The 12,231-nt window shown below is 47.9% G+C and carries 11 protein-coding genes; 5 read left to right on the top strand and 6 right to left on the bottom strand.

The window, feature by feature from the left end:
• Positions 1-10 precede the first annotated feature (10 nt).
• The 3 genes from dnaG to rpsU form a co-directional block, all read right to left on the bottom strand.
• A complete protein-coding gene (gene dnaG, locus MHM94_RS08760; protein WP_235419258.1) occupies positions 11-1,780 on the bottom strand; it encodes a DNA primase in 1,770 nt (589 codons plus the stop codon).
• Between the two features lie 148 nt (positions 1,781-1,928).
• Positions 1,929-2,375 carry a GatB/YqeY domain-containing protein gene (locus MHM94_RS08755; protein ID WP_235419259.1) on the bottom strand — a complete coding sequence of 149 codons (447 nt, stop codon included), beginning with the start codon at positions 2,373-2,375 and terminating at the stop codon, positions 1,929-1,931.
• Between the two features lie 21 nt (positions 2,376-2,396).
• Positions 2,397-2,612 (bottom strand): 30S ribosomal protein S21, encoded by a 216-nt coding sequence (gene rpsU, locus MHM94_RS08750; protein WP_022945346.1) that lies wholly within the window; start codon positions 2,610-2,612, stop codon positions 2,397-2,399.
• 199 nt (positions 2,613-2,811) lie between these two features.
• Here rpsU and tsaD point away from each other — a divergent pair, with 199 nt between their 5' ends.
• Together tsaD and panP are read left to right on the top strand one after the other, a co-directional pair.
• Positions 2,812-3,828 carry a tRNA (adenosine(37)-N6)-threonylcarbamoyltransferase complex transferase subunit TsaD gene (gene tsaD, locus MHM94_RS08745; RefSeq protein WP_022945347.1) on the top strand — a complete coding sequence of 339 codons (1,017 nt, stop codon included), beginning with the start codon at positions 2,812-2,814 and terminating at the stop codon, positions 3,826-3,828.
• A 241-nt stretch (positions 3,829-4,069) separates the two neighbouring features.
• Positions 4,070-5,695 carry a pyridoxal-dependent aspartate 1-decarboxylase PanP gene (gene panP / locus MHM94_RS08740; protein ID WP_022945348.1) on the top strand — a complete coding sequence of 542 codons (1,626 nt, stop codon included), beginning with the start codon at positions 4,070-4,072 and terminating at the stop codon, positions 5,693-5,695.
• Between the two features lie 12 nt (positions 5,696-5,707).
• Here panP and MHM94_RS08735 read toward each other — a convergent pair whose 3' ends face one another.
• From MHM94_RS08735 to MHM94_RS08725, 3 genes are read right to left on the bottom strand one after another with little or no spacing between them, the layout of a single operon-like run.
• Positions 5,708-6,649: an alpha/beta fold hydrolase gene (locus tag MHM94_RS08735; RefSeq protein ID WP_235419260.1), complete on the bottom strand. Its 942-nt coding sequence runs from the start codon at positions 6,647-6,649 to the stop codon at positions 5,708-5,710.
• Positions 6,650-6,655: 6 nt separating this feature from the next.
• The gene (locus tag MHM94_RS08730) at positions 6,656-8,023 is read right to left on the bottom strand and encodes an ATP-binding protein (RefSeq protein WP_022945350.1); all 1,368 of its coding nucleotides are present in this window, start codon (positions 8,021-8,023) and stop codon (positions 6,656-6,658) included.
• Entirely contained in the window at positions 8,024-8,707 is a 684-nt protein-coding gene (locus MHM94_RS08725) for a response regulator transcription factor (RefSeq protein WP_045980572.1), read from the bottom strand. It lies immediately after the preceding gene.
• A gap of 165 nt (positions 8,708-8,872) precedes the next feature.
• Between MHM94_RS08725 and MHM94_RS08720 the strand changes: the two genes are divergently transcribed.
• From MHM94_RS08720 to MHM94_RS08710, 3 genes are all read left to right on the top strand, one after another.
• On the top strand, positions 8,873-9,319 hold the full coding sequence (locus MHM94_RS08720) for a Spy/CpxP family protein refolding chaperone (RefSeq protein WP_235419261.1): 447 nt from the start codon (positions 8,873-8,875) through the stop codon (positions 9,317-9,319).
• A 294-nt stretch (positions 9,320-9,613) separates the two neighbouring features.
• The gene (locus MHM94_RS08715) at positions 9,614-10,129 is read left to right on the top strand and encodes a hypothetical protein (protein WP_235419262.1); all 516 of its coding nucleotides are present in this window, start codon (positions 9,614-9,616) and stop codon (positions 10,127-10,129) included.
• A 1,077-nt stretch (positions 10,130-11,206) separates the two neighbouring features.
• Positions 11,207-12,223 (top strand): Fe(3+) ABC transporter substrate-binding protein, encoded by a 1,017-nt coding sequence (locus tag MHM94_RS08710; RefSeq protein ID WP_022945354.1) that lies wholly within the window; start codon positions 11,207-11,209, stop codon positions 12,221-12,223.
• The last annotated feature ends 8 nt before the right edge of the window (positions 12,224-12,231 follow it).

Genomic DNA, 12,231 nt, shown 5'->3' with positions numbered 1-12,231 from the left:
TTTTTTCTGGCTAGCTTTCGAGCACTTCACTGCCTTTTAGTGCTTGCGTTAGTAGCGCGTATTCACGTCGTTCTTCAAAGCTTAAACCTTGCGTCTTGTCCTTTATTAATAAGGTCTCGAGGCGATGATTTAAACACTGATCTTCAATGAATTTGACCGTTTGTTGGAAATGAGGTTCCAAAACCTCGTCGTTTATTTGGTGTGGCCACGCCGCAAGCTTAGTAAGCGCGCCGTATTCAGGGCGTTCACGGTAACTTTCTAACAACTGTGCGGTAGTAATTTGTGGATTGTCTAAACATTGTTTTTGAATGGCTAAAAACAATTCCAAACCCGGTAAACCTAAACTGGCAAGCTCTGGCATGTACTCAACCGTAGGTGCCAATTGCGGGTGTTGCACCATAAGCGCGATGGCGGTGCGCATGGGCGTCATTTTAAATTGGCTCTCAACCCGTTTTTGTTGTTTTGGGGTTTTGAGCTTGGCATTGAGTTGTTCCCGAGTGCGGCCAATAAACCGTGCTAAACGTTCTAATAGGCTTTCTTGGTAAAACTCACTGGGAATTTTTTCAATCAGTGGTAAGGCTTCACTTAGTAACTTGGCTTTGCCTGCATCCTGAGTAAGATCTATATGTTCGCTCAAACGAGCAAAAAACACCTCGATAAAATCTTTGGCGTCACCCAAGCGTTGTTCAAAGGCTGCTTTGCCCTCTTGCTGTACCAATGAATCGGGGTCTTCGCCGTCCGGCAAAAACACGAACTTCAGAGCTTTGCCGTCCTTTAAATAGGGCAGGGCGTTTTCAAGCGCGCGCCAAGCCGCGTCGCGACCCGCGCGGTCGCCATCATAACAACAAATAACTTTGTCGGTGGCCCGCAGCAGTAATTGCATGTGTTCGGCGGTGGTCGCAGTGCCCAAGGCGGCAACGGCATATTTAATTTCATGCTCAGCCAAGGCCACCACATCCATATAGCCTTCAACAATGAGTAACTGCTCAAGCTTTTTGTGCGCTTGCTTAGCCTCATAAAAACCGTACAGCTCAAAACCTTTATGGAATACCCGGGTCTCAGGTGAGTTTAGGTATTTAGGGCCGTTATCATCGCTGCCCATGATACGTCCGCCAAAAGCAATGACCCGACCGCGACGGTCGCGGATAGGGAACATCAGTCGGTCACGGAAGAAATCAAAGGTGCGGCCATTGTCTTTTTGGGTGGCCAGTTTAAGCTCGATCAACTGCTGCTTTTGCTTGGGGTTTTTCCCTAGAGTCTGGCACAAGGCTTCCCACTCACTCGGGGCATAGCCAATTTGATAGTCTTTAACCGTTTGGCCGCTGAGGCCTCGCCCTTTAAGGTAATCAATCACCAACTGTGAGTTAGCATGATGGCGCAACTGCTGCTGATAATAGCGTGCTGCTTGTTCCATCAATTCATAGTCTGAGCGCTTTTGTTCTTGACTGACAGGGGGGCGCTCGGAATTATTATGGCCTTGCTCTCTTGGCACTTCGAGGTGCAATAAACTGGCGAGCTCCTCGATAGCATCAACAAAGTCGAGTTTATCGTATTCCATGACAAAGCTGATGGCGTTGCCATTGGCGCCACAACCAAAGCAGTGATAAAACTGTTTGTCTTGAGAGACGGTAAACGAGGGTGTTTTTTCGTTATGGAAAGGGCAACAGGCCTGATAATCTTTGCCTGCTTTTTTTAGATTAACGCGCGCGTCTATTAACTCTACAATATCGGTGCGAGCTAAAAGATCATCAATAAATTGCCGTGGGATCTTGCCTGCCATTGCTAACACCTAATTGGGAATAGAGAATCTCAGTAGTATATCAATCGCCACGAAGAAATGGAGCTGCCACAGTGACTTTATTTTTCAATCGTGCACAAACGAAGAAACCGAGCACGAGGCTCGGTTTGCTTGAATTTGCTTTCGCAATCTAGGCGCTGAGTCGCTGTTTAATAAGACCTGATAATTTGCCCATATCGGCACGGCCTTCAGCTTGACTCTTAATTACGCCCATCACTTTACCCATGTCTTGCATGCCTTGGGCACCGGTGTCGGCGATGGCGTTATCAATCAGTTGATTGATCTCATCCTCGTTCAGTGGCTTTGGAAGAAACTCCTCTAAAACCGCAATTTCAGCAGCTTCCACATCAGCGAGATCGTCACGACCGGCGTCTTTATACTGAGTATAAGAATCACGGCGTTGCTTAACGAGCTTAACGATAACCGAGGTAATCGCGGCTTCGTCTAAGGTAATGCGCTCGTCGATCTCACGCTGTTTAATGGCTGCTAATACTGAACGCACAGCACCAAGGCGCATTTTGTCCTTGGCACGCATCGCGTCTTTTTGTGCATCTTTTAAGGTATCTAAAAGACTCATGACATCAAGACCGGAAAGCGATTAGTATAAACGAACGCGACGTGCGTTTTCGCGAGAAAGCTTTTTCATGTGACGCTTAACAGCAGCCGCTTTTTTACGCTTACGCGCAGCGGTTGGCTTTTCATAGTGCTCGCGACGACGAACTTCTGAAAGGATACCTGCTTTTTCACATGAACGCTTGAAGCGGCGTAGAGCTACGTCAAACGGCTCGTTTTCTCTTACTTTAACTACTGGCATTAAAAATTCACCTACCTAACTAAATGAGCTTCACTCATCTGATCAAATTATGATCAAGTGGTTCAAAAATGGTGCGGCATTGTAATCCGACTTACCCCCGTGTGTAAAGAATAAATATCACAATACTGGTAAAATTGCAGCAACCAAGTAGAATATGCGGCCTTATCCATGCCACCTAAGCCCATGTAGGAGACTCACATTGCGCATTTTGGGAATAGAATCTTCCTGTGACGAGACCGGGATTGCTATTTATGACGATGAACAAGGTTTGCTTGCGCATCAATTATATAGCCAAGTGAAAATGCATGCCGATTATGGCGGCGTGGTGCCTGAATTAGCATCGCGCGATCATGTGCGTAAAACGTTGCCTTTAATTGAAGCTGCGTTTGCCGAAGCAAAGTGTGGCCCTGAGGATTTAGATGGTGTGGCCTATACCGCAGGCCCAGGCCTTGTCGGGGCCTTATTAGTAGGCTCATCCATTGCACGCTCCTTAGCCTATGGGTGGCAGCTCCCTACTGTGGCGGTTCACCATATGGAAGGGCATTTGCTGGCACCAATGTTGGAAGAGCGAGTACCAGAGTTTCCTTTTGTGGCTCTGTTGGTATCCGGAGGGCACACGCTGTTGGTAAAGGTTAGCAATATCGGTGAATACCAAGTGCTCGGTGAGTCGGTGGATGATGCTGCCGGTGAAGCCTTCGATAAAACCGCAAAGTTACTTGGGTTGGATTATCCTGGCGGACCCTTATTGGCGAAGTTGGCAGAGCAAGGCACGCCGGGGCGCTTTAAGTTCCCCCGACCAATGACCGACAGACCTGGCTTGGATTTTAGCTTTAGCGGGTTGAAGACCTCTGCGGCGAATACCATTCGTAATGAAGGGGACGACTCACAAACGAAGGCTGATATTGCCCATGCTTTTCAAACAGCCGTAATCGATACCTTGGCGATTAAGTGTAAGCGAGCACTTAAGCAAACCGGTATAAAACGTTTAGTGATTGCCGGTGGAGTCAGTGCCAATACTTATTTACGTGAACAGTTGGCGAAGGTAATGCAAGGCATGCAAGGTGAGGTGTACTATCCGCGCCCAGCTTTTTGTACAGATAATGGTGCGATGATCGCCTACGCCGGCATGCAGCGCCTAAAAGCAGGACAAACTGGTGATGTGAGCACGCAAGTTATGCCGCGCTGGCCAATAGATAGTTTACCGAGCATTGCTTAAAGGTCGTGTGCGCATGTTCAATCCATGCGCGCAGCCTTAGATGAGGCATTGTTAATTCATTCTTTTGTACCAGTATAAGTGCCGCTTATGCTGGTAATGTCGTAAAAAATTCACCTAACTTTCTTAAATTTGACCAAAGCTGCAAGACTTTCTAAGGTGATTGCTATAAAGTGAGCGCAATTAAATTGAACTGCTTTAAGCAACCCGTCACCGCCTTAAAGCCAATGCATTTAGGTATGTCATGAGTGATAAGCGTTTTGCCGTCGCATCAGAGCAGAGCTTGATGCGCGTCTTTACGGTGCCAGAGGCACCGGACTCAACGCTCAGTAAAATAGAAGCCGAGATTTCTAGTAATCTAGCTGGCTTTTTAAATGAGAACATTGCTGCGGTTGAAAAACCGCTGCATGAAATCGAGCGCGACTTTGAATCAGCTCAGGTTCCCGAAGAGCCGATGTTTGTCAGTGCCCATGCTCAGGACATCATGGAAAAGCTGGTAGCGCATTCCGTGCATACCGCTGCCCCGAGCTTTATTGGTCATATGACCTCGGCGTTGCCTCATTTTGTGCTGCCACTGTCCAAACTCATGGTGGGTCTTAACCAAAACCTGGTAAAGATCGAAACCTCCAAAGCTTTTACTCCGTTAGAGCGCCAAGTGGTCGGCATGCTGCATCATATGGCGTATGGTCGCGAGCAAAAGTTTTACGACAAGTGGATGCATAGCGCCAAAACCTCGCTCGGTGCGTTTTGCTCCGGGGGCACGGTGGCGAACATTACCGCCTTGTGGATAGCGCGCAACTGCTTGCTTAAGGCCGAAGGTGATTTTAAAGGCATTGGCGCCCAAGGATTGGTGTCGGCGATGTTCCACTACGGCTACAAAGGTTTGGCGGTATTGGTTTCCGAGCGAGGCCATTATTCCCTTGGTAAGGCCGCCGATGTGCTCGGTATTGGCCGCGATAACTTTATCGCGATTCCTACCGATGAAGATAATAAAGTCGATGTTGCGGCGATGCGCAAAGAGGCACGTGCCCTCGAAGCCCAAGGCATCAAAGTGATGGCCTTGGTGGGAGTCGCTGGGACCACCGAAACCGGCAATATCGACCCGTTGAATGACATGGCTGATCTGGCCGAGGAGCTAGGCTGTCACTTCCATGTCGATGCGGCTTGGGGTGGAGCCACCTTGTTATCGAATAATCACCGTCATCTGCTCAGTGGCATTGAGCGTGCAGACTCCATCACCATTGATGCGCACAAACAAATGTATGTGCCTATGGGCGCGGGAATCGTGTTATTTAAAGACCCCAGCGCGACCGACGCCATAGAGCACCACGCTGAATATATACTGCGTAAAGGTTCAAAAGATTTAGGCAGTCATACTTTAGAGGGTAGCCGCCCGGGAATGGCGATGTTGGTGCATGCCTGCTTACGTATTATCGGTCGTAAAGGCTATGAGATGCTGATCGATAAAAGCTTAGAGAAAGCGCGCTTTTTCGCTGATTTAATTAAATCGGAAGCGGATTTTGAACTGATCTCCGAGCCTGAACTGTGCTTATTAACCTACCGTTATGTTCCAGAGAAAATAAAGGCACGGTTGCAGCAGGCGGATGAGCAAACCAAGCTGGATATTTACGCCGCATTGAATCGTTTCACCGCTAGCATGCAAAAGCGCCAGCGTGAGGCGGGGCGTTCATTTGTATCGCGTACCCGGTTGACTCCGGCTGCCTACGGCTATCAGCCTACGGTGGTATTTCGTGTGGTATTGGCGAACCCACTCACATCGAAAGCGATACTTAAGGACATTCTTGCAGAGCAGCGCGAATTAGCCGCCTCAGATCCGATGTACAAAAAGTACTTGTCTAAGTACCTTTAACCCAGTCTTAAACTACAAGCCCTGACAGAAGGTGAGTAAGTCGCGAATGAGTGGCTTACGCACCGTATCATGCTCACACAAAAGCTCATGCTTAGCCCCTTGGTAGGTTTTTAATACAGCTTGGCGTTGACCATGAATAAAGTCGTTATAAGGACTTGGGTCAACCACGGTATCGCATTGTGCTGCAGCGACAAATAACGGCACAGGACATTGGCAGGTCCGTAGCTTCTTGATAGCGGCAAAAGCGGCGTTAAGCCAGGCGTAAGTCACCCCCCCTAATTGCATATCGCTGTGCTGCTCATATAATTGGCGAAAGCGCGTATACCGGGCTTCACTGTGGGTGAGTTCATTTTCTGCAAAGGGGATATTACGATAAGGGCCGTGTCCAGGGACATAACGCCCGCCTTGACCGACTAAGGTCATTAGCCATGCCCATAAGCGTGCTTGCCAAGCTTTGATATTACCGGTATCCAGTTGCAGCATCGGGGCGCTTAAAAAAGCGCCGCTGAACGAATGGCGGTGGTGACAAAGATAGTCTAAAGCGATAGCTCCCCCCATGGAGTGGCCAAGGAGTATTTTTTTCCCTTGCCAGTGACGTTCAACCACCTCGTTTACGAATTGCGCAAGGTCTTGGCTGTAATCATCAAAGTGCCCTACATACCCTTTGTGGCTATCTTCAAGATGGCGATAAGAGCGCCCTTGACCTTGATGGTCAACAATAAACACGGCAATGTTATTACGCGCAAATTCCCACAGCAGCTCTTGGTATTTCTGTGCCGCTTCAATGCGCCCTGAGCTGATCACTAACGCAAAGTCAGCTTGGTAGGGTAAATGGTAGGCGTAAAATAACTTACCTTGGCGTGTGTCCACAAAGCCCTTATGCATATCTTGCTGCCAAAATTGCGCGATGGCGTCATCATTTTTATGCAGTAGTGCTTCGCTGGAGTAGAACATTCAGTATCAGGTCGTAGGGAGTTTTATGGTCGCTACTAAACCACCTTGAGGGTTATTTTGCAATACAAGTTCCCCATTGTGGGCCGCTATAGCCTTGTTGGCAATCGCTAAGCCTAAACCGGTGCCGCCACTATCGCGGCTGCGCGCAGAGCCAACGCGGTAAAAGGGTTCCTTGAGATGAGCAAGCTCATGCTCAGCAACGCCAGGACCATCGTCGCTAATAGACAGTAGCATTATCGTGTCTATCCACTGCAAGCTCACTTCAATATGCTGATTGGCATATTTGATTGCGTTACGCAGTAAGTTATCGCAGGCACTGGCTACCACTTGGGGGTCAATGTTGAGGAAATGGCTATCACTGAGCTCAGCAAGAGAGAGCTGCTTATGCTCAGAGTCGGCCTCGAACTTGGCGTCGGCAAACACTGGAGCCAGTAACTCACGCACACTGATGCGCTGGCGCACAATACTTTGTTGACGATTTTCTAGCCGTGAGAGCATCAAAATACGGGCAATAAGAGTATCAAGCTGCTTGGCTTCTTTTTCTATGCGCTGCAGTTGTAATAAGGTTGCGCTATCGGCACTGTCTTGGGCTAATGCACAGGCGAGCGAGAGTCGCGTTAATGGCGAACGTAGCTCATGAGAAATATCACCCAACAACGAACGTTGACTATTCACAAGGGTTTCTAGACGCGCCGCCATGGCATTGAACTCGTCGGTGAGAACGCCAAGCTCATCATGGCGCACGTTACTCGGCGCACGACTTTGTAAATTACCTGCGGCGATGTCTTTCGCGGCGCTTCGCAGTGCATTGACCGGTGTGATCAAGGTACGGGTAAACAGCAAACTCAACAATAAAGAGGCACCCAAAGCCACAACTACTTTAAGCCAAGTAGGCATGAGTTTGAGCCGCAATAACCAAGGTAGCTTGCGACCGGGGCGCAGCTCATACAGCTGATATTGCCCGTCCGGTAGGGTGATCAGCAAAGGGCCTAATGCTTGAAAGTGCTCGTGGAAAATCATTTGTGGTGCCATGCTCTGGCGAAAATTAAGCTCATTGAGGCCAATGTCGTGGGGCGGGGTGAAGTTCTGTAGCGCTTTATCTTGGTCAACAGAATACAGATAAAGCTGTTTTCTTTTGGCAAAGCGGCCATGGTTGATGAGCTGCTCAGCGCTGATATCGTGTTTATTAGCACTGCGCTCAATGGCATGCCCTAAGCGCTTTAAGTAGTGCGCATCGCCACCGCGTAAAGGCTCATAAGACAGTTCACTGAAGCTCATCGAGCTTAGCCCGGCAAGCAACGCGAAGGTCGCGGCTAGGGTGAGCCAAAACCACAAGAATATTTTCACATAGAGTTTGCTAAACAATGGCCGCATTTACGCATCTCCCACCAAGACGTAACCGGCACCGCGTAGCGTGCGAATACGCTCGGCCTCAATGTGTTCGGCTATTTTCTTGCGCAAGTTACTGACATGCATGTCAATAGAGCGGTCATATGGTGCTAAGCGGCGGCCCAACACTTGTTCACTTATTTGCTCTTTACTGATCACGGTGCCCGGTTGTTGTAGTAATAAGTGCAAAATAGCAAACTCAGTGCCGGTGAGTGCCAAAGGCTGTGTATTGGCGCTGACGCTGCGGCTATGCATACACATATCCAGACCGGCAAACTGTAAGTCCTGACGAGGCTTAGTGGCATTGATATGCTCGATGCGTCGAGTAATAGCCTTGACGCGGGCGAGCAGCTCTCGGTGGTTGAAAGGCTTGGGGATATAGTCATCGGCACCGAGCTCTAGGCCAAAAATACGATCAAAATCATCGCCTTTAGCGGTCAGCATGATGACTGGCATCAGCGATTGAGCTCTGAGCCTTTTTAAGACCTCGAAGCCATCTAACTCTGGCAGCATGACATCCAGTAATAACAGGTCAAAATTGCCAGTTTCGGCAAGCTCCAAGCCTGTTTTTCCATCATGCGCACAGGTCACTTGGAAATGCTGGCTCTGTAGGTATTCGCTGAGCATTTGCGCCAGTTCAGTATCATCGTCGGTTAGTAAAATATGCATGTCATTCCCAATACGTATACAGCGACAACGCTATACTACCTTATCCCTTGCCAGCAGTGTGAATCCTTTACATAACCTTTACACCGCCCTGACAGTGCTTTGCGTTGACGGCGCTATGCTAGGCACTGTGAATTGTTTTCAATCAGGACAAACAAGGAGTCCACAATGAAACTAGGTAAGAGTATTAGCGCGACGTTGTTTTCTTTAGCCTTGGCATCCAGCGCCGTGTTTGCTGGTCAAGGCGGTCACCACAACCATGGTGAGCGTGGTATGTTTAACAAACGTATGGCCAATTATTTACAGCTTAGCGAGCAGCAACAGAGCCAAATCGACGCTATTTTAGATGCGCAAAAGCAACTGCAGCCGCAGCGAGGCCAGCGTGGTGACATGAAGCAGCAGCTAAATGCCTTAACGAACACCAATGCGAGCTTCGATGAGCAGGCTGCGCGAGCGTTGATCCAAGATCAGCAAGCTAAACAGCTTGAACGTAAGATTGCACGGTTACACACCCAGCATCAAATATGGAACTTACTCACCGAGCAGCAGCAACAAAAGTTGCAGGAACTCAAGGAAAAGCGTCAGTCGCGCGGCCATCATAAGCGTGGTCATTAAAATTTTATGTTAGTGCACGTAAACGGCCCATTGGGTCGTTTTTTTGTGCGGACATTTTCAGTGACTTGCGCTTAAGTGCTAGTAAGCAATAGCAAATTTTGCTATCAATAATAACGTTGAGCTATGACTCGATAGCTTACTAAAATGTAAATGCTTAAAGTTGATCAGGTATCTCGTGGTTTTCTCTCTCCCCTGAGTCACGGAAATAACCATTATCGATGCTGTATTGGGGTAGGGCTCAAGTTTACGGAGCGAACACAATACAGCGGCTTCGCGTATTAAAGGACTAAGTTGTTGGAAAAACAGAAGTGGTATAAAAATCCAGAAATGCTCATTGCGCTGACCGCGCTTTTTATTGGCTTAATTACGGCCTTTATCTCTATTTATTCTGCGTACATAGATCGCGCCTACGCGAAAGCCTCTGTGTGGCCAAAAGTTGAGGTTGTCAGAAGCAAAGGAAAGGATCGCTTTAGTTATCGTGTAGCTAACAGGGGTACAGGTCCGGCCATTATTAAGTATGTAAAAGTCAGTATCGGTAAGCGGTATTTGCAGCGGTGGTCGGATTTACCTGAGTTCGACTCCATTAACCAATCCCATATCAGTTCAATCACGCTTCCTGCAGGCGAAATATTAAAGCCCTTGGTATACAAAGGGGAGGATGTAGAAAATATCTTAAAGATAGATAAACGCCTCGAAATCGAGCTGTGTTACTGCTCAATTTATGACGACTGTTGGGTGGTGAGTCGCTCGCTTCAAACCCGCCCTGTAGAGCAGTGCGAGGTAAATTCTAAGCAGGCTTTTTTACAATAACGACTGATGTGTGAAAGTAGTGGAATACGGTGCTTCAGTGCACGGCACAGTTACAGTTGTCTATCTGAGTATTGCGGTGTGTTTCGTGGTAGCTGAGTATCACCACTAGGCGTGTGCGATAGGCAAAAAAATACGCGGCCGTTGAGGGCCGCGCTGACGGAATAATTTCCAGCTTCCTGCCGGGATTGGAGCAAGTCCAATGTTCCTTTACTCACCGTAGTGAGCGCTACAAATCGCTTTGTAGGTTCATCCTTGTCCACTTCCTGTATAAACCTGTGATACACATCCAAGTCAGTCGCATGTGGTTCGCATTATGACTGCTATGATTGTTTAGCTCATTCTGTACTTCCTGTGATATGTACATCCTGCACATAATCCTTAGTGGAGCTATCACTGACAAATCCTTCGCTGTCCTTATTCACATTTCCTTTGTGAGCTGCGTTCACTCGCCTGTCCTATACTCACCTTGAGTATCACGTCCGGTGTGCTCGGCATCCTGCCTATTTTTCCTTTGCTGTCCTTAAAGTAGCAACTCCTTTGCGTTATGCATCCTGCATCTGTCCATATTGGCATCTTGCCGTTTTCCCTTGACTATCCTTAGAATAACAATTCCCTTGTGTTATGCGTCCTGCACCTGTCCTTCTATGGCATCTTGCCAAATCCTACCGTCCTGTCTGCGTGTCCGTTGCGTTACGCGTCCTGCGCCTGTCCTTGAACTTCCGGTCCGTCCTTTGAGGTTGGCTTTCCTTAACTTTATCGCCCATATGCCCTTACAAGCGATGGAGACAGTATAAGGATGAATTAGGTACAGGTCAGGTAGTAGTAACAAAAACTGATTTAGTAAAATAAACGAAACAATTAAAAAAACATTATTTATCAGTGTGTTGTGTATTTTTGCGTGCTGTTCTTTATCGCAAATGACGCAATAACCTGATGCTATGTGAGATATATCTCACAATAATTCGGGCAAAGATGGAAGTTGTTCAGCTGGTGTTTATGTTGTGATGATGGTGCTGTACTTTTGCGGTGCAAAAGATATGATGCGCTTGAGAATTATTTTTATCTATTGGAGGCTTTATGAAAAAAGCATTGGCTTTGGGCTTGGCATCGTTACTCACTACGTTAACAGCCGCTCCCACCTTGGCGCAAGACAGCGTCAATATTTACTCGTTTCGTCAGCCTTTTCTTATTGAGCCCATACTAGAGAAGTTTACAGCACAAACGGGAATAGAGACCAACGTGGTGTTTGCGAAAAAAGGGCTTATTGAGCGCTTAAAGCGTGAAGGCAAGCATACTCGCGCTGATTTAGTGCTTACCTCTAATTTTAGTGCCTTAATGCAACTAGACGATATGGAGCTAACACAAAGCATTAATAGCGACGCGGTGGCCGACAATATTCCTGCTAGCTTCCGCGACCCCAATGGGCAATGGGTGGCATTAACCAAACGGGTGCGCAATGTCTACTCGTCAAAAGAACGTGTGGGCCAGTTAAGCAGCGTGCGCTATGAAGACCTGGGGAGCGAGCAATTTGCAGGTAAGGTGTGCATGCGCTCAGGCAAGCACCCTTATAACTTGGCGTTGGTCGCATCTATGATTGCCCATCATGGCGAAGCGCAAACCAAGCAGTGGTTAACAGCGTTAAAGCAAAACCTTGCCCGTAAACCGCAGGGCAACGATCGAGCGCAGGTTAAGGCCGTAAAAGAAGGGCTGTGCGATGTGGCCATCGGTAACAGCTATTACTTTGGAAAAATGATGCAAGACGAGCAACAACGTACTTGGGCTGATGCCGTTTATATTAACTTTCCTAACCAACAAGACCGAGGAGCGCACGTTAATGTCTCCGGCGTTGCCTTAACAAAGTATGCTAAAAACAAGGATAACGCCTTGAAACTGATCGAGTTTATGACCGACAATACAGCGCAAAATATGTATGCCTCTGTGAATATGGAATACCCAGTGAAAAAGGGTGTGCCATTGTCTGAGTTAGTTGCCTCTTGGGGTGACTTTAAAGAGGACTCTCTGCCTTTATCGGAAATCAGTAAACATCGTCAAACGGCGTTGAAGCTGCTCGATGAGGTAAAATTCGACCTTTAATTACTGGG

The sequence above is a fragment of the Pseudoalteromonas sp. CNAT2-18.1 genome (assembly GCF_022347865.1).
Taxonomy (GTDB): domain Bacteria; phylum Pseudomonadota; class Gammaproteobacteria; order Enterobacterales; family Alteromonadaceae; genus Pseudoalteromonas; species Pseudoalteromonas ruthenica.
The sequence above is the reverse complement of the archived record's forward strand: the minus strand, read 5'-3'. Positions and strand labels throughout refer to the sequence as shown.